At 70.7% G+C, this 16664-nt stretch carries 17 protein-coding genes and 2 pseudogenes; 10 read left to right on the plus strand and 9 right to left on the minus strand.

The window, feature by feature from the left end; genetic code table 11:
* Positions 1-15 precede the first annotated feature (15 nt).
* Both AN218_RS38910 and fxlM read left to right on the plus strand, forming a co-directional pair.
* Positions 16-906: pseudogene (locus AN218_RS38910) on the plus strand (NUDIX domain-containing protein); the annotation flags it as partial.
* A 103-nt stretch (positions 907-1009) separates the two neighbouring features.
* Positions 1010-2443 (plus strand): methyltransferase, FxLD system, encoded by a 1434-nt coding sequence (fxlM, locus tag AN218_RS38915; RefSeq protein WP_070018821.1) that lies wholly within the window; start codon positions 1010-1012, stop codon positions 2441-2443.
* On the opposite strand, the gene AN218_RS23160 is transcribed toward fxlM, so the two are convergent.
* Positions 2416-3243: a phosphotransferase family protein gene (locus AN218_RS23160; RefSeq protein WP_070018822.1), complete on the minus strand. Its 828-nt coding sequence runs from the start codon at positions 3241-3243 to the stop codon at positions 2416-2418. The two genes, fxlM and AN218_RS23160, sit on opposite strands and share 28 nt — an antisense overlap.
* A 204-nt stretch (positions 3244-3447) precedes the next feature.
* Between AN218_RS23160 and AN218_RS23165 the strand changes: the two genes are divergently transcribed.
* From AN218_RS23165 to AN218_RS23195, 7 genes and pseudogenes are all read left to right on the plus strand, one after another.
* Positions 3448-4446, plus strand: a complete 999-nt coding sequence (locus tag AN218_RS23165) for a hypothetical protein (protein ID WP_141747677.1) — start codon at positions 3448-3450, stop codon at positions 4444-4446.
* Positions 4447-4669: 223 nt separating this feature from the next.
* Positions 4670-4975, plus strand: a pseudogene (locus AN218_RS39205) (DEAD/DEAH box helicase family protein); the annotation flags it as partial.
* A 106-nt stretch (positions 4976-5081) separates the two neighbouring features.
* Entirely contained in the window at positions 5082-5582 is a 501-nt protein-coding gene (locus AN218_RS38410) for a hypothetical protein (protein WP_244900613.1), read from the plus strand.
* Positions 5583-5678: 96 nt separating this feature from the next.
* Positions 5679-6416: a hypothetical protein gene (locus AN218_RS23175; protein ID WP_070018824.1), complete on the plus strand. Its 738-nt coding sequence runs from the start codon at positions 5679-5681 to the stop codon at positions 6414-6416.
* A complete protein-coding gene (locus AN218_RS23180) occupies positions 6416-6706 on the plus strand; it encodes a hypothetical protein (protein ID WP_070018825.1) in 291 nt (96 codons plus the stop codon). Before AN218_RS23175 ends, AN218_RS23180 begins: the two co-directional genes overlap by 1 nt.
* 383 nt (positions 6707-7089) lie before the next feature.
* Positions 7090-7602, plus strand: a complete 513-nt coding sequence (locus AN218_RS23190) for a hypothetical protein (protein ID WP_070018827.1) — start codon at positions 7090-7092, stop codon at positions 7600-7602.
* A gap of 118 nt (positions 7603-7720) precedes the next feature.
* Positions 7721-8161, plus strand: coding sequence for a hypothetical protein (locus AN218_RS23195; RefSeq protein WP_070018828.1), 441 nt, complete (start codon positions 7721-7723; stop codon positions 8159-8161).
* A 36-nt stretch (positions 8162-8197) separates the two neighbouring features.
* Here AN218_RS23195 and AN218_RS23200 read toward each other — a convergent pair whose 3' ends face one another.
* The 3 genes from AN218_RS23200 to AN218_RS23210 form a co-directional block, all read right to left on the minus strand.
* A complete protein-coding gene (locus tag AN218_RS23200) occupies positions 8198-8533 on the minus strand; it encodes a hypothetical protein (protein WP_070018829.1) in 336 nt (111 codons plus the stop codon).
* Positions 8534-8607: 74 nt separating this feature from the next.
* Positions 8608-9030: a hypothetical protein gene (locus AN218_RS23205; protein ID WP_070018830.1), complete on the minus strand. Its 423-nt coding sequence runs from the start codon at positions 9028-9030 to the stop codon at positions 8608-8610.
* On the minus strand, positions 9027-9815 hold the full coding sequence (locus tag AN218_RS23210; RefSeq protein WP_244900615.1) for a hypothetical protein: 789 nt from the start codon (positions 9813-9815) through the stop codon (positions 9027-9029). The genes AN218_RS23205 and AN218_RS23210 overlap by 4 nt, the downstream gene beginning before the upstream one ends.
* Positions 9816-9963: 148 nt before the next feature.
* Here AN218_RS23210 and AN218_RS23215 point away from each other — a divergent pair, with 148 nt between their 5' ends.
* On the plus strand, positions 9964-11037 hold the full coding sequence (locus tag AN218_RS23215) for a hypothetical protein (protein WP_141747678.1): 1074 nt from the start codon (positions 9964-9966) through the stop codon (positions 11035-11037).
* Between the two features lie 279 nt (positions 11038-11316).
* Here AN218_RS23215 and trpA read toward each other — a convergent pair whose 3' ends face one another.
* From trpA to AN218_RS23240, 5 genes are all read right to left on the minus strand, one after another.
* Positions 11317-12132: a tryptophan synthase subunit alpha gene (gene trpA / locus AN218_RS23220; RefSeq protein ID WP_070018832.1), complete on the minus strand. Its 816-nt coding sequence runs from the start codon at positions 12130-12132 to the stop codon at positions 11317-11319.
* 87 nt (positions 12133-12219) lie between these two features.
* Entirely contained in the window at positions 12220-13428 is a 1209-nt protein-coding gene (locus tag AN218_RS23225; protein ID WP_070018833.1) for a pyridoxal-dependent decarboxylase, read from the minus strand.
* Between the two features lie 88 nt (positions 13429-13516).
* On the minus strand, positions 13517-14176 hold the full coding sequence (locus AN218_RS36185; RefSeq protein ID WP_079132488.1) for a hypothetical protein: 660 nt from the start codon (positions 14174-14176) through the stop codon (positions 13517-13519).
* A 160-nt stretch (positions 14177-14336) separates the two neighbouring features.
* Complete coding sequence (locus AN218_RS23235) at positions 14337-15581, minus strand: hypothetical protein (RefSeq protein ID WP_070018835.1); 1245 nt, start codon at positions 15579-15581, stop codon at positions 14337-14339.
* A gap of 6 nt (positions 15582-15587) precedes the next feature.
* A complete protein-coding gene (locus tag AN218_RS23240) occupies positions 15588-16424 on the minus strand; it encodes a hypothetical protein (RefSeq protein ID WP_070018836.1) in 837 nt (278 codons plus the stop codon).
* Positions 16425-16664: the final 240 nt, after the last annotated feature.

Genomic DNA, 16664 nt, shown 5'->3' on the forward strand with positions numbered 1-16664 from the left:
AACCAGGAGCGATCTGTGGGATACACCCGCAACGAATGGTCTGCGCACTACGCCGACGGCCGCGGGTTCCGACCGCTCGGCGAGGAGGAGAAGAGCCTGCTCGCCGAGCATGTCCCAGCTCCCGAGGGCGGGCGGGCGCTGGACGTCGGCTGCGGCACCGGTCAACTCGCCTCCTACCTGGCCTACCTCGGGTACAGCGTCGACGCCGCCGACTTCGCCGACGGTGCCCTCACCCGTGCCCGCGAGATGCGCGAGGGCACCGCTGGGGTGCGCTGGCTGCGCATGGACATCGAACACGGCGACCCGGCCGGCCTCTGTCCCGACGGCTACGACCTGGTCTGCCTCCGGCTCGCCATCGCCTTCGTGCGCGACCGTACCCGCGTACTGCACGCTCTGGGCGCGCGGCTGCGGGAGGGCGGCGCGCTCGTCGTCATCACCCCCCTTGCCGCGCGCACACCCGAGACGCGGCGGCACATCGCCCTGGACGAGGACGAACTCGCCCTGCTCACGGAGAGCTTCGCGACAGCGGAGCGGTACGACGCCGCCGGACTGGCGGTGCTCGTGCTCCGCGATCCGCACACGGGGGCCTCCTTCACCGCGGCGGAGAAGGGCCGCCCGATTCCCGGGGCGGTGTTCGGCGCGACGGCGGTGGTCACCGACGCGTCGGGGCGGGTGCTGCTGGGCCGCTCCACCCACGGACCGCACGGTATGTGGGAGTTGCCGGGCGGACGTGTCGCCGGCCGGGAGGCCGTCTCGGCCGCGGCCGTACGGGAACTGCGCGAGGAGACCGGACTGACCGCCCACGAGGGCGACGCCCACCTCCTCACGATCCTGCACGATGACAACCGGGACGTGCGCCGCATCTCCGCCGTGGTGCGCGTCACCAGCTGGCGCGGCGAACTTGGCCTGCCGGAGCCGCACCGGTTTTCACGGTGGGAGTGGCACGACCCGCACACCCTGGCCACGCTCGGTCGGATCTTCGCGCCGTCTGCGCAGTTCCCTGAACGCGGTGTGGCCGGGCGTCCTGCCGGGGCTGCCGCCCGTCCATTCCTACCCCAGCTCCTGCGCCGGCCCGCCCGTGCCCGGCGAGCCGGCCGCGGCCACGCGGCTGCGCGCCCGGATGACGGAGGCCGTGATCGCTGGAGGCTGGGCGCCTTCCCCGCGAGTTCAGACCGCGCTGCGGGAAGTTCCCCGCCACCGGTTCCTGCCCGAGGCCCCTCTGGAGGAGGCCTACGACGACTACCACTATGTCGTGACCGCCCGCGATTCCACAGGAGCTGCGGTCAGCTCGGTCTCAGCCGCCTGGACACAGGCCGACATGATCGAACAGCTCCAGTTGGAGCCGGGCATGGTCGTGCTGGAAGTCGGATCCGGCGGCTACAACGCCGAACTGCTCGCGCACGTCCTCGGAGAGCGCGGCCGGGTGGTCACCGTAGACGTCGACCCGCGCGTGGTGGACCGCACCAAGCGGCTGTGTGCGGAGGCCGGCAGCGGCCGCGTCACCGCCGTCCTCGGTGACGGAAGCCTCGGCGCACCCGCCTACGTCCCGGCAGGTGGGTTCGACGGGGTGATCATCACCCACAACGCGGCGGACGTCGCTCCAGCCTGGCGTGGCCAACTGGCCGACGGCGCGCGCCTGGTCGTGCCGCTGGAGATCGGCGGCTATGCCCGATCCATCGCTCTGGTCTGCCGTGGTGACGTCCTGCACGCCGAGCACTGGACATACTGCGGATTCGTACGGGACCGCGGCGCAGCTGCGCGTACCGCCCCCGCGGTCCACCTGGCCGACGGGGCCGTCACGATGCGGTGGGAGGACGGGCTCCCCACCGATGCCGATACCAGCGAACTTGAGGAGGCTCTGCGCGGGCCCCGACACGAGATCGCCACCGGCGTCGTGCTGCCCGGTGAGTACAGCTTCGAGACCCTGCAGATCTACGCCGCGACCGTGCTGCCAGGGTTCTGCCGCCTGGCTGCCCCGGAAGGCTCGGACCTGGTGGCCCGGCAGGATGTCGCAGCGATCACCGCGGAGGGCTCCCTCGCCTACTTCACCCCGATCAAGATCCACCACGCGCCGAAGCCCGCCGACAGCCGCCACGAGTTCTACATCCATGCCTACGGCCCGGCCGGCCCGGCCCTGGCCGAGCGCTTCGCCGCATGCGTACGGGACTGGGACGAGCACGTACGCGAAGAGGGCTACCCGCCCATGACCGTCCACCCGGCAGGCACCCCCGACGAACACCTGCCGCCAGGCGATGTCCTGGACAAGCCCTTCTCCCGGCTCGTCTTCCCGTGGCCGGGACGCACGTCAAGACAGCTGCGTCAGCTGCCCTCCTCCAGTCGAGAACGGGATCTGACCCCCGGTCGAAGTCGCCCGCATCGGCGCGCCCGTCGGCCACCAGGGAGAACATTCGCGCCTCAGCTTCTGCTCCGGTACGCGGCGTAGCGCCGTGCGCCGTCGCGCAGTGAGGCGGACCAGGTCCCGGGGCTTTCGTCCGCGATTTCCGTCCAGAGCTTCGCGTTGGCCTCGGCGAACGCCGTCAGCACGTGAGATGGTGCTCCGCGCCAAGCCGGCATGCGGGCCGCCCACTTCTCGGCTGCGCCCGGGTGCTGCTTCCCCGTGGAGACCAGCCAGACGCACGCCAGCGCGGGATCCAGCCACGGGGCACCGAGGGTGCTCCACGCCCAGTCCACCATGAGCGCTCTCTCCTGCTGTCCGGCTCCTCCTGGGGTGATGAGCACGTTCTCGGGATTGAAGTCGGTGTGCGCCAGATACTGGCCGGCCAGGGCAGCGCGGTGGTCCGCGTCGGGAAGGTAGGACGCCCAGCGCTCCTCTGCGCGCTTGAGTTCCGTTCGAGGGGCGGGGATCTCGGCGAGGCGGGTAAGCGTGCAGGCCAGGAGCGCCAGGTCGGGAGAGCCGGAAGCGTAGTCCGCATGCCGCCCCGCGGCGAAGTCGAAGCCAAGGAGATCCCACTCGGCCGTCTCCAGGCGCCAGCGGAACCGGGGCGCGAGGGTTCCCACTGCTGCTGCGACTTCGGCTTCCCTCCGCTGCGTCCATGCCCGGGGGTGGCTGGCGGGGAGTCCCTTCAGGAACACGGTGCCCGTTTCGGTGTCCAAGCGTGCTGCGATCGCGCTGTTGTAGCCCCCGGAGACGGTCTCGGCCCGATGAATCGGTCCGGTCACTTCCTCGACCGCATCCTGGGCGGGCAGGGGGAGGTCCTCCCACTGAAGCCGGGTGACGGGCATGGCGAAAAGCCTTCCAGAAGCGGGACTTGCTGGATCCGCGCGCCTCTGGCGCGCTGAACCCCCTGCCGTGAGGTCGGCAAATACGGATCGAGCGTAGCCGCCGGACCACACAGGGTTCGAATGTCAACTTTCCTTGGCGTACCCTCGTCAATTGACAAGTTTTACGTGACACAGGAGGAGTGGATGGCCCGTACAACGGACTCGTTGAGTCTGGAGGACATCGCCGGCGAGCTGGACGTGGACGTGAGCACAGTGCGGGGGTGGCACGAAGGCGGAGGGGACAGCCCGCCGGCATTGCAAGCGGTGGCCAAGGCCATGAGGGCAAAGACGCCCAAGGCCGCCGGCGACGACCCTCGCTACCCGCGGCGTGTCGTGGACGCGTTCGCCCAGGCCGTGGGGCTCAGGGACGCCTTCGGCCGGCCGGTGCGCGGGGAGGGCAAGAGCAGGATGCCGCTCTATCCGACAGTGGAGCCCGGACCGAAGAAGCGCCGGCGCTGGTATGAGCATCACGCGGCCGCCGAGCTGCAGACCCAGAAGGGAGGTCTTCCTGAGCCGGACGGCTACGACGAGCTCGACCGGCCGTACTGGTACAGGAGCACGCTGTTCTACCACCAACCCGAGGATTCACTGAGCCTGGCCGACATCGCCCGCGAGTACCGGGTGAGCCGGCAGACAGCGCAACGGTGGCACAAGGGAGCCGTGAGAAACGGCAAAGCGCCGGCCATCCCCTCGGCCCTGCAGGCGACAGCGGCCCTTATGGAGGTGCCGCTGCCGGAACTGGCCCAGCCGCGGCCGCGGTATCCGCGTCAGGTCGTCCAGGCGTTCGCGAAGGGGGTGGGTTTCCTGAACGACAAGGGCGAGTTCGTCGAGGAACTGGTCGGCCGCACACAGGGGCGGTGGCTGCCGCTCGAGCCCACCGTCGATCCGCGTCCGGAGGGCCTGAGGCGGATGTACCTACCGCACGTCGCGGCGGAGTTGGGATGGGAGGGGGCCTCCATCGCGCCGATCCGTTCCCGCCACCAACTCGACTTCCCCGAGGAGGATGGCCACGACGAGCTTGCCCGTCCGTACTGGTTTCCGTTCACGATCGAGGACTACAAGCGGTACCTGACGCGCCGGCGGATGGATCGCGTCGGCGCTCCGGAACCTGACGGCTACGACGAGGACGGGGAGCCGTACTGGCTTCCTCCCTCACAACAATGACACCCCATGAACAAGTAAAATATGGACTCTGACCAGCGTAAATCTACCTCATCAATGGTATAGTTTTACGTGTCAAAAGGGAGATGGGTACCCGGTGCCGACCTGCTGACTGGACATCTGAAGGTCGGCACCGGGCCCACTCTGGAGAGCCATCGAGTGTTCCGGAGGAACCTTGACGGAGGTCACGCAGTCCGCCCATCCCGACGCTTCCCCCGCCCACCCTATGGCGGATCCCTGGACCGCCTTCACCCCTGCCGTCAAGCAGCGGGAACTGGCACGGATCGCTCTTGACGGGCCGAGCGGCGCCGGAGTCACCTACACCGCTCTCGCCCTCGCCGCCGGGCTCGGTGACTCGATCGCAGTGATCGACACCCAGCGTGGTCAAGCCGCCCAGTACGCCGACCAGTTCGACTTCTTTACGTGCCCGCCGTTGACCCACTTCGCACCAGAGACGCTGACGGCCGCGCTCGCTCACTGCGCCGACCGGCGATTCGACACCGTCATCGTGGACTCCCTCTCCGCGTGGTGGAGCGGCCCGGACGGCATGCTGGAGCAGGTCGACGCCGCTGCGCAGCGCGGCAATGGCGGCCCCCCGCAACAGCGGATGGAACGAAGTGCGCCCCCGGCAGCGCCGCATGACCGAAGCGCTGCTGACCTACCCCGGCCACATCATCGCCACGCTGCGCTGTCGTACGGACGTGGTCCTGGAGGCCGACGAACAGGGACGGCAGTTCCCGCGCAGGGTCGGCCTCAAGACCGAGCAGCGCGAGGGCATCGAACGCGACTTCAGCCTCACCGCGTCTCTGCTGGCCGACCACACCCTCATCGTCACTAAGGCGCTCAGCCCCGACCTGGCAGGCCGCGTCATCCCGCTCCCCGGCAAGAGCTTCGGGGAGGAGATCGCCGCGTGGCTGAACACGGGCCAGGAGGTCGAGTCGATCGCCTCACTCATGGACCGCGCGGTGAGCGAGGAGACCACGTTCGAGCAGCTTCGGGACCTGCGCGCCACGGTGCACGCACGCCGACTCGACGGCGCCCCGATGCTCACCCCGACGGGCACGGTCACCAGCCTTGGCGACCTCATCGACGCACGCGGACGAGCCGCGCTCGCCGCTCAGCACACGGAAGCAGCGTAGGTACCCGCCCGAGCTGGCGCCCCCACTCCCAGCCACGTCCTGCCGTCCTGCAACGGCGGCCCTGAACCAGATGCATCCCTCTCTGGAAGGTGTCCCATGCCCGCAACGCTCCCCTGCCCGGACCAGTGCCTCAGCGTCGTACGCCAGGCGATCCTCGATCACCGGGCGATGGCTGCCCGGCACGCGGTCAAGCTCGATCGCTACTTCGACGTCGACGGTGTCCCCGACCACGAGTTCGAGGACTACGACCAGGAGCGGCGGGAGCTGGCGCTGGAAGCCGATGAGCAGCTGGAGACGCTCATCGCCCGCCTGACTGAGGTGTTCGGTCTGCCCGTCACCGAGCCGGTCACCGTGCTCGGCACCGAGATGGACCGGTTTCAGGTGACCCCTGGGCGCCTGGACGACGCTGCCCGCAGGGCGTTCAGCGAGGGGCAGTGTCACGCTCTCGCCCAGGCCGTCAGCGAAGTCACGGGCTGGCCGATGGCCGCGCTGATCGACGCCGACTGCGCCGACCTCTACGACAAGTGCGGCTTGGACGGGCTCGGGGCCGACGGCGTGTGCATCTGCCAGATCAACCACCTCGTCGCGGTCCGCCCGGAGGACGGGGCTCTGATCGACATCGACGGCGCCCACCACCCGGACATGCTGCGTGAGGAGATGGGCAGCGACCTCGTGCCGCTGACCGAGGAGTTGTGGGAGGCCATCACCCGCTGCGCCGCCTTCCGTGTCCCGGACATGCCGGTCGCACGGACCCTCGTAGAGCCGCTCCTGGACTCCCTGCCCCCGATCGCCGGTACCAGGACCGGCGGGGCATCCCTGGCGCTGGTCGCCTGATGGCTATCCGGACCGTGCTGCTCAATCCGCTCGCCCGCCTGCTGATCGCCGCCGCCGACCGTACGGCCAGGCACTGCGACATCCCCAACCCGATGGCGGGCATGCGGCACGTCATCGGTCTCTTCGGTGACCAGAACCTCTCAGGCGCCGACATTCACAGCGAGCTGTGCAGCCGCCTCGAAGACCTCGGCTTCGACATCCCGCAGGGCTGGTGCAACGTGTGCAACCGCGCCCTGACGAATGACCAGGCCGAGGCGACCGGCCTGTGTATCCGTCACGAGCACGTGTAGCCCCGGCCCCGATCGAAGGACCTGTTCATGGCCGAACCTGCGAGCACGAACCCGCATCGCGACAACGACAGCGCGGGCGAGCAGCGGATCGTCGAGGCGCTCCGGCGGGCTCGCTCCCGCAGCTTCTCCGGGCGGTCAACCGGGGCGGAGTGCGCGTGCGGGAGACACCGCGTGACGTGTCTGTTCGGCCGGATGCACAGCTGGACCATGCCCTGGTTTGTTCAGGGCCGCGTCGTACGGACGAAGGACACTGCGCACTGCTACGGGTGCGGGGCCGTGTGCACCGGGGACGAGGAGCCCGTTGGCGACGTCAGCGGCACCGCAGCGCAGTCCGCTCCGACCGGCCCGTTGTCCCAACGCGCGAAGTGAACGGCAGGAGGCCCATGCTCACGATCGACCTTGACGACCTCTTGAGGCACGCCGAGAAGCAGTCCGTGCCCGGCATCCTCGCGGCCGCTCGGGCAGCCGGTGTCCTGTGGCAGTGCCGCAAGGAGTCGTGCCGGCACGACAATCCGAGGGGCCGGGAGCTGTGCAGCGAGTGCGGCCACGATCAGAAGGGCGCCCCGCTTCACGACATCAGGCCCGGCCTCTACCGGGGCCCCGAGGAGGATTGGTTGGACCTGCGTCAGGTCGTGACCGGACACTTCGCCGACCAGGAGCCCCGGCCCGACGCGGTCACCTTCCTCTGGGCAGGGTCCGACGACGAGGCCTGCTGGTCCGAGTCGGCAGTCACGGTCCACTACGGCGGCCACATCAAGGAGTCGCCTGCCTCGCTGGATGACCCCGCCGTCTGTGAGGCACTTCAGGTGCTGACGGACTTCGAGGCTCCCATGTACATGGGGAAGATGCGGGTCGCCCTGCCGGCGCGGCCTTCGGCCGTCACCTCCGGCGTCTGAACGCTGCCCCGCGCGCGGCGAGTTGTCGCTCCCGTTCACGCAGCCCGGGGCCGCCGTCGCACTCACGTCGTGGCAGCCGGTTCCGTGGCCCGCCCACCGATGTAGTCAGGAGCACCGCATGCATGCCGTCTCCCCGGCGCCCGCCGGTCAGGCAGGCGCTTTGATCTCTCCGGAGCAGGTCACCGGGTGGCTCGACTCGCTCGACGCACCAGCTCTGTGCTCGCTTGCGGGCATGGTCCAGGAGCGTCTCGTCCCCCGGTTCGCGGCGGCGGTGCTGGCTGGGCTGCGTACGGCCGCTGCCAAGGTGGTTCTGGCCGGCGAAACCGACAGCACCGCCCCGATCGTCCGGCTGCGCTTGGAGGCGACGGACTACGAAAACGGCGTCTTCTGGGACGAGTACGGTGTCGAGGCGCTCCATTCCGACGGGGCCGTAAGCATCCTGAACTGCACCGAAGGCGAGGTGCCGACGCGGCTCGCGGACCTCTCCAGCGTCGACTGCCCTCTCCTCGGCGACATTCTGACCGTGGATCTGCTCACCGGCGATATGGAACAGGAATGAGCCTCGCTATCCGCCTGCTGGGTGCTGGAGGCTGGATCAGAGCTGGGCGAGGACGGCCAGGGTGGTGCGGTCGTTGCACGGGCCGCAGATTCCTGCTCGGGGGGTGCCCTCGAGCGTTGCCAGGTCGCACTCGTAGGCGAAGCCTCCGCCGCACAGGAGGCAGGGCAGGGTGAACTGTCGCGGCAGGTAGACGCCGGTGACGGGGGATTCCGCCGGCATCGCGACGTCTCCGATGCCGTCGAAGGTCAGCCGTAGGAGGCCGGGCACCTGCGCACAGGACTCGCTGTGGATCAGCCGGTAGTCGGGACCGCTGTCCGTACGGAACGCGATGCGGTCTCCGGGGAAGAGGTCGCTCGCCGTCGTGGGCTTCATGAATCCTCCGAGTGCTGGGTGAAAGGGGTTATGGTCTGCGTCGCCGCGAAGACGCCAGCTCGCCGGGCCCGCGGTCATGGCCGTCCCTGTCGCTGCGCGTCGACGATGTTCCGGGCGGTCGCGACGGCCATGTCGTAGACGGCCCCGATTCCCGTCGCCAAGTGCTCGGTTGCGGCGAGCGCCGTGAACAGTCCGTGCGCGGTGTCGTGGTCGCGGTTGGCCCATGCGGTGACGAACTGGGCAGCGAACCGGATCTGGGGCGGGAGTTCTTCGATCGACCCCGGCTCGCCGGTGGTGACGCTCTCAAGCTCGATGCCGAAGAAGTCACCGGGCTGCTCGCGGGCGGTGTGGGAGGCGGCTTCCGCGAGGCTGCACAGCAGCGCGTACGTCGGCCGCGGCCCGCGGTCGACGATGGGCTGAAGGAGAGCGAGGCCCCGCTCGGGAGCGTTGGCGACGCCGGCGGCGATGGCGGCGAAGATCTGCTGGGGCTCGCTCACGCGGGACCTCCTGGCTGCTCGTCGGCGGTGCGGCGGCTCCGCTTCCGCTCCCGCCGGCACGCCTCGCAGTACGCGGTGCCGTCGGGCTGGTAGCGGCCGTGCTCGTTCTGGTCGTGCCCGTGGCGGCAGCGGGCAGGGCGTTCGGCACCACCGGTGAGGTAGCGCAGCTGCTCACGGGTGCGCTGACGGCCCGGTTCGTCGTCGACGTGGGCCGGGGCGACGCAGTGGGGGTAGTCGCACTCCGCGCGGACCTGGCCCACCGGGTCGCGGCCCGTGCGCTGGCGGAAGGCGATACCGGCCGGGCTGTGGGACTTCTCGCGGTAGCGCATGACCGGGGTACCGGAACGCTTCGCGCGCTCGCCCAGCCATTCCAGGTGGCCGCCCTCGACGGGACGGGTCCGCTGTTCCCACTTCTCCTCCAGCGGCGGCAGCTTCGGCGGCACGTACGCGATGCCGAGCTGCTGGCGGATGCGGCGGATCGCGGATCGGTCAGCGCCCGTACGCCGGTGCACTTCACCGTTGCTCAGGCCCTCGGTGATCAGCGCTTGAACCTGCTGCTCCTTCGGGTGCTTCCGGTTCGGCCTGCGGCGCCGCGTCGCCGGGCCGAAACCGCCCTCCTTGCGGCGGCGGGCGGCGGTACGCACGTCGACCCCGGTCCGGCGCCGGATTTCCGCGTCCGTGTGTCCCTCACTGAGCAGCATGCGGATGCTCTCTTCAGTCGCGGGCGGCAGGAGGCGCGCCGCACCCGCCGTCGCTGCGCCGGTCTCGGAGGTGCCCACGGTCATCTCGTCTGCCTCCTCCCGCCGTTCACCGGGTCGTATGCGCTCCGGGCTGGTCACGCGACACCAGTCTATGACGCGTAAAAATTGCTAACAAGCACCCTTGCAAGTAAATTACATCTCGTTGTGTGCTCACCGAGTCGAAAGGAACGTCTTGTCCACCCGGAATGGTGTGATCGACGCCCTCACCCAACAGGTCGTGGGCTCCCAGCGGTTCAACGGTCTCCGGGGCGAGTGCGTCTCCATGCCCCCTGCCGACCTCCACGCCGTCCAGGACGCCTGCGCGGCGATCCTGGAGAACGTGGCCCGCGCGGTGAACTGGGCCCGTCTCCTGCAGGAAGCCTCAGGCCGGCACCAGCTGCTCCACCCTGATCGGCAGGAGGACGGGCCGCGGTGGTCCCCGGTCGACGACGTGTGCGGCGAGTGCCTGGAGGAGGCGCTGCTGGCCGAGGGGTTCGGCAGCCCGGACTGGGGCAAGGCGCCCTCCTCGCCGCGGGAGTTCGGGGAGATCGACTGGCCCACCGTGGTCGCCAAGCAGCTGCCGCACCGGGGTGCCGCTCACTGGCACCCCTTCGCGCAGAAGACCCAGCCGACGCCCCGGCCGCGCAGCCCGGTGGGCGCCGAGGCATCGGAGCCTGCTGAGGGACGGGCAGGCCCTCACCGGCCGCTGACGCCCGCGGCCACGGACCTCCTGCGTGACCTCACGCGCGCTTCTGACCGCGGTGAGACTCTGACCATCCGCTACGCCTCCCACGGCCAGTACCAGGTAGGGAGCCGAAGCGGCCGGGCCTACGCGCGCGCCACCTTCGACCAGCTGCACGAGGCCGGGATGACCACCGGGCCGTCCCGCTGGCCGCAGTTCTACGAAGACCCTGACGCCTTCAGCGTCACCGACCGGGGGCGCGAGCACGTGGCCTCCCTGGAGAAGGCCGAGGCGGAGAAGAAGGCGAACCGGCCCCAGCGCGCGGGTCTGTCCCCCGCGGCCGCCCGGCTGCTGAGCGACATCGTGGCGGCCGGTGACGAAGGCGTCCGCATGATCGAGGTCCGCAGGGGTCTGCTCAGCGCCGGCCGGGACGGGAGGCGGGCGACGCGGGCCACGTGGATGCAGCTCCTCGACGAGGGGCTGATCACCACGGAGTCCAAGTTCTCCTCGGCCGCGGTCGCGACCGCGACCGAGGCGGGGCGTACGCGCTCCGCGGACCGGCGACGCCGAAACGCCACCCCCTGACGCCCGCCAGGCGTGTGTGTCTCCGGGGCGGCTCGTACCGGGGGCGCCGCCTGGCCGGGTCACGGTGCCTTGCCTCGCGTACGGCGGAAGGGCGTACTGCGTGGTGGCAGCGCCTGTTCTTCCTCCGGCGTCCCGTTCAACTCGGGGCGCGTGTAGCAAGGTTCGACGAAGAGGTTCTCCCAGCTCGGCGGCGCCGGCCGCGAGCGGGCGCGATCCTCTGCTGCCCGTTCTGTCCTGGGCTGGGATGACACAGCACTCCTCTCGTTGTGGAGCCCGCGTTCACACGCCGGGGTGTGCGGGGTGGAGAAGGGCCTCGGCGAATTCCGATACCAGCTCCGCGGCGCCCTTGAGCCCATGGGACTGCAGGCGGAGCAGCAGCGCGGAACCGGTCACGACGGCATCGGCGATCGAGCCGACCCGGCGGGCCTGCTCGGCCTCGTTGACACCGATGCCTGTCACGACCGGCAGCGAGGAGATGCGGCGTATCCGCCGGGTGAAGGAGTCCAACGCGCTGTAGTCCAGGACGCCTTGGAAGCCCGTGACGGAGTCGGCTGCGGGAGCGTAGAGCCAGCCGGAAGCCCCCTCGGCTACGCGGGCGAGCCTGTCGTCACCGCCGCGACGGGAGACGAACTGCGGTGTGTGGATCCCGGCGCTGCGGGCCGCGCTCAGCCACGGCGCGGCCTCCTCGATCGGCAGATCCGGGATCATGGCGCCGGCACCGCCGGCGCGCGCGAGATCGGCCGCGAATCGCTCGACGCCGTAGCGCAGGACGGGATGCCAGTAGCTCATCACGACGACTGCGGCAGGCGTGCCGAGGGCGGCTTCGCGCACGGTGGTGAGCACGTGCTGCATGTCAGTTCCGCGTTGGAGTGCGCGGCGGTACGCGCTCGTGATGACCGGTCCGTCGAAGGAGGCGTCGTAGTGGGGCACGCCGACTTCGAGGATGCTGGCCCCGCTGTAGGCGAAGGTGAGCAGGGCGTCGACACCGCCGGCCACGTCGAGGTAGCCGACGGGCAGGAAGACGCCGAGGGCCGGGTGGCGGCGCTTGTCGAGCAGTACGTTGAGTTCTGCTGCGGCAGGGGTGAGTGAGGCCACTGGATGCGCCTTTCGCGGTGGTGGGAGGTGCTTGGCCGGCTCGTCGCGGGCAAGCTGGCGAGGCGGCGTGCGGGGTTCCTGTGGGTGTTACGGGCGCCGGGTCCGGGCTGCTGGTAAGGGGTTGGCGGGGCGGTATTCCGCGCAGAAGGCGTTCACCGCCGCCCGTGTCATCTCCGGGGTGGCGAGAATGCGGGCGTAGTCCCCGTGGCAGATCAGGTGGTATTTGGAGACGAGGTGTGGTGGTGGGCGGCGGACGACGACGGTGAATGCGTCCAGACCGCGGGTCGGTCTCGCGCGCAGGGGCGTGAGCTCCTCCGTGAGGTACTGGGCGATCTCCAGTGCGTGCTGGACGAGTTCGCGGACTCCTTGGTGTCCCAGCTGACGTAGCCGGGCCCACAGCAGTACGGCGGCCAGGCCGCTGCCGGAGTTCAGGTGGAGGTCACGGCCCCGCGCGGACCCGGCCGGAGCGAACTCCGTGCGTGCCAGCGCGGCTCCGCAAGGAAGCGGCGAGCCCACGAGGGTGTGTCCGGTGAGGGAGAGCGAGTCGGCTCCGTGTTCGAACTGCCACCGCGGGCGGGAAGGTGCGTACGCGGCGGTGAGTCCGCCGAGGGCGGCGTCGCCGTGCACGTGGATCTCGCCGGCCGCCTCGGCTGCTTCCCGCAGGGCGGCGAGGTCGTCGTACGCTCCGCGGAATGGTGTGCCGGTGGTGGCCACGACGATCGCGCCGTGCGAGCGTCCGTTGTGGCGTCGCCGTCGGGCGCGTACGAGGTGTTCCAGGGCTTGGGGGTCCATCCGTCCGTCCGGGGTGGAAGGCACGGTCACCAGTGGCAGGCTCAGCAGCGAGGCGGCGGTGGCGACGTGCGGGTGTGCCTGGTCGCTCGCGTAGGCCCAGGCGCGGGGCAGTCGTTGGCGAGCGGTCGCTAAGCCCCACAGGACGCCATCGGTGGCGCTGGCCGTCAGGTGTCCGACGGTGTCTTGGGGGCGAGCTCCGGCGGTTTCGGTGAAGTAGCGGACGAGGGCTTCTTCGTAGGCTTGCGCGTCGATGCCACGACGGGGTGCGGCCGGATCTGCGGTGTGGTTGAAGCACGCGCTGAGGAGCGGGGCGAGGGCGGAGAGGTTCCAGGTGGCCTTCCGTGCCTGGCCGCATGTCGTGTGCTGGTGTTGCCCCGCCGCCTCCAGCAGGTGTGCGGCGTCGGCGTCCGGGTCGCGGGGGTCCTCGCTGATCGCGTAGGTGGTGCTGCCGGCCGCCGCGTGGGCGGCGGGGCCGGGGTGGTCGTTTCGGGCGGCGGTGGTCACAAGGGCTCCTCGGGAGGCACGCTGACGAGGCGGGCCGGGGCCTGACCGGGGTCTGTGCCCCGGCCCGCGGGGTGACGGCCTGACGGGTTCAGGCCGTCCTGTCGGGGTCCTCCCGTGTGCTTCGTCGGCCACGGGCGGCCACGCTGACGGCGGCGATCCCCACCGCGAGCAGACCGCCGGCCGCGGCGACGAGCTCTGTGGTGCTGTCGGACCCGGTCTGAGCGAGGCTTCCCGACGAGGCTGGCGCCGTCGGTGCGCCGGCTGGCGCGGTCGATGCGCCATTCCCCTCGCCGTCCGGGCGGGGAGAGTTGGCTCCCCCGTCATCGGTGGGCGGATCGGTCGGCTCGGTCGGCAGGTCCGGGGGCTCCGTCGGCGGATCCGTGGGCTCGGTCGGCGGATCGGTCGGCTCCGTGGGCGGATCGGTCGGCTCGGTCGGCGGATCCGTGGGCTCGGTCGGCGGATCGGTCGGCTCCGTGGGCGGATCCGTGGGGTCTGTTCCGTCGCCGGGCGGCGGCGTCGGGTCGCCCCCGTCCCCCGGCAGGGGCAGGTCGACTCGAGGCAGTTCGATGCGCGGCAGCTCGACGCCGACCCCGCCGCCGGAGTCGCCGGCGTCCTCGGCGGACGCCAGGGGTCGCGCCTGGGCATCCCGGTCCGCGGCCATCGCGCTCGGCGCGAGCGCTCCCGTCGCCGCGACCAGCACGACGGTGGCTGCCGCCTGCTGCAGCCTGCGCATTCGATTCGTTGGCATGTAGAGGTCAGCCTCCGGTGACAGGCAGGGCCGGTCGGCTGCGCGGGGCGCGCAGCCGCGGGTCACCTGCTCGGACGTCGATGCTCGGCGCGGCCACCTGTGGACAGAGACCAGACCACGGCCGAGCCACCTGCGGGGTACGGAGCCGGAACCGATGGCGTCAGCCCCCCTTGGGGAAGACCGGCGGCGTCCAGCCGACGTACGTCGCGCCCCACTTGGTCTCGATGAGCTGTGCGTCGACGACGTCGATGCGGCCGGGCTTCTCGATGTCGTTGGTGGCGATCTTGCCGCCACCGACGTAGACGGCGATGTGTCCCGCTCGCTGGTCGGTCCGCCAGTACATGAGCGCGCCCGGCGGCGGGCTGCGGTCCCCTTTGTGCTGCATCGACTTGGGCACGACGCTGAAGTGGTCGATCGCGTAGGTGACCCCGGATTGGTTCCAGCCGTAGACCTGCGCGGTGAACGCCAGGCACATCCGGTGCCACTTCGGGTCGTAGTCGCCGTCGTGGTCCTTGGCCCACTGGATCGCGTCCTGGAGCCCGCGCGGGTTGTCCAGTTCCCAGGAGTCCTCGCCGTCGGTGAACCGTCCGCCGGCGCTGCCTTTCGAGGCGGGCGGCTTTTCGGGCTCGCAGTTGTCGTTGCTGCTGTCGACATCGGCGTCGGGGGCTGTGTCCTCGGCGTCGTTGTTCGAGCCCTCCGCCTTGCCGCCACCCTTGCTGCTTCCGGGACGGTCGAGGTCGATGCCGGCCTCGCCGGCGAGCTTGCGCATCTTGGACTCGTGGCCGGCGTACAGGCGGGGGTACGCCGACTTCTGCACCTTCTGCGCCGCGTCGCCCAGCGGCATCGTCTGCCAGCCCTTGATGTCGGCGAGACCGTCGTTGCCGCCCCGCCCTTGAAAAAACGATTCTGCCGCGTAGGACGGGATCATGATGTGTTTCTTGGAGCCCCACCGCTGGGAGGGCCGCTGCTGGAACAGACCGAGACTGTCGGCGGAGTAGGCCTGCTGGCCCAGGTTCTGCAGCGTCGACTCCTGCATCGCGGTCATCAGCGCGATGAGGGTGGCGCGTCCGGGCAGGCCGGCCTTCTTGGCCTGGGCGTCGATCGTCTTGGCGTGGGCGATCTGCTGCTTGTGCAGGCTGTCGCCGCCCTTCTCGCCGTCCGTCGTCCCCTCGTCGGCCTTCCCTCCGCCGATGCTTCCGGAGGTGGAGGTCTCGCCGGTGCCGGGGCCGGTGTCCTCGCAGTCGGTGGCTGACGCGGAGGGGACCGGTGCGAGCGATCCGAGGACGATGATGCCGATGAGGAAGACGACGGCCGCGACCCCGGAGGCCTTGGCCAGGATGCCCTTCTTGGCGACGGCCGCGGCCTGCATGGCCATCTCGCGTGCGTCTGTTTCTTCGTGGTCCATGCGGCGTCACTCCTCGACGCCCAGGACGCGGGTGACCATCCACGGACCGCTGGTGTCGCTCCGGGAGATCTCCAGGGTCAGCGTGCGCGTGTAGGTGTAGGAGTCGGTCGCCTCGACGTCGAGGGTGATCGTGGTGGCCAGCCACCTGCGTATGGAGGTGTCGGCGGCGGGCCGGTCCTTGCCTGTCGGCCCGCTGACGACGATCTTCGTGGGGGTGGCTTGCTCGGCCTGCGAGGCCACCAGCTTGTTGAAATCGCGGTCTTGGTGTCCCTTGAGGTTCGCGATGAGCGCTTCGGAGGCGTACGGGGCGGCGCGGTCCACCGACGCCTTGTGCGAGCCGTCCTGCAAGGGCCGGCGGGCGGTGTAGGCCGCCGCGAAGGCCTTGGCGAGGCTCTCCGGGCCGGAGGCCGCGGACGGGCTGGCCGAGGGTGTCGGTGAGGTCGACGGCCGGCGTGTGGCGTCGTCCGGCGCGGTGATGGTGGGCTTCGGCCTGGGCTTGCCGGGAGTGTGGTCCTCGTCGGGCCACAGCCAGCTTGCGGTGAGGACTGCCGCCGCGGCCATGATCGCCAGGGCGGGGACGGCGAGGCTCGTGGGTGTCTTGCGCCGTTCCTGCGCGATCCACCGGGCCCGTGCGTCGCGGCGTGCCGAGCGCCAGCTGCGCTTGGCCCGGCGCCGCTTGCGCCAGGGCAGCTCGGCGTACTCCTCCGGCGGCTCTTCCTTGCGCAGCACGTCGCGCCAGTCGGCCGGCGTCTTCGGCTTGGGAGGCGAGGGGCGGGCGGACGCCGCGGTGTCACGGTCGGGTGCCCCGGCTCTCTCGTCGACGGGGTCATCGGAGTGGCTCACGGCAGCTCTCCTGTGGATGCGGGTGAAGGGTCACGGCAGTCGACGGCCTGCCCTTGGCCCGCCCCGGGGGAAGGGGGCGGACCGGGCGGCGGTGCGCGTCAGGGACGGGGTGGACGTCCGGGAGGCGGCGGTGGCGGCGGACGTCGGGTGGCGCCGGGCGGCGGTGGGTAGGCGCGGAAGCGCGCTCCCACCGGATTCGCGGGCGGGACCACGGTGCCGCGGATGACGCGCGTGCCGGTG

It is taken from the genome of Streptomyces nanshensis (assembly GCF_001751255.1).
In the GTDB taxonomy this organism is placed as follows: domain Bacteria; phylum Actinomycetota; class Actinomycetes; order Streptomycetales; family Streptomycetaceae; genus Streptomyces; species Streptomyces nanshensis_A.

Excerpts from the sequence above, each read along its gene's own strand:
- AN218_RS23210 (WP_244900615.1), bottom strand. The coding sequence starts at position 9,815 with ATGACCGTGGGCACCTCCGAGACCGGCGCAGCGACGGCGGGTGCGGCG.
- AN218_RS23235 (WP_070018835.1), bottom strand. The coding sequence starts at position 15,581 with ATGGACCACGAAGAAACAGACGCACGCGAGATGGCCATGCAGGCCGCG.
- AN218_RS23200 (WP_070018829.1), bottom strand. The coding sequence starts at position 8,533 with ATGAAGCCCACGACGGCGAGCGACCTCTTCCCCGGAGACCGCATCGCG.
- AN218_RS36185 (WP_079132488.1), bottom strand. The coding sequence starts at position 14,176 with ATGCCAACGAATCGAATGCGCAGGCTGCAGCAGGCGGCAGCCACCGTC.
- AN218_RS23160 (WP_070018822.1), bottom strand. The coding sequence starts at position 3,243 with ATGCCCGTCACCCGGCTTCAGTGGGAGGACCTCCCCCTGCCCGCCCAG.
- AN218_RS38410 (WP_244900613.1), top strand. The coding sequence starts at position 5,082 with ATGACCGAAGCGCTGCTGACCTACCCCGGCCACATCATCGCCACGCTG.
- AN218_RS23195 (WP_070018828.1), top strand. The coding sequence starts at position 7,721 with ATGCATGCCGTCTCCCCGGCGCCCGCCGGTCAGGCAGGCGCTTTGATC.
- AN218_RS23190 (WP_070018827.1), top strand. The coding sequence starts at position 7,090 with ATGCTCACGATCGACCTTGACGACCTCTTGAGGCACGCCGAGAAGCAG.
- AN218_RS23180 (WP_070018825.1), top strand. The coding sequence starts at position 6,416 with ATGGCTATCCGGACCGTGCTGCTCAATCCGCTCGCCCGCCTGCTGATC.
- AN218_RS23175 (WP_070018824.1), top strand. The coding sequence starts at position 5,679 with ATGCCCGCAACGCTCCCCTGCCCGGACCAGTGCCTCAGCGTCGTACGC.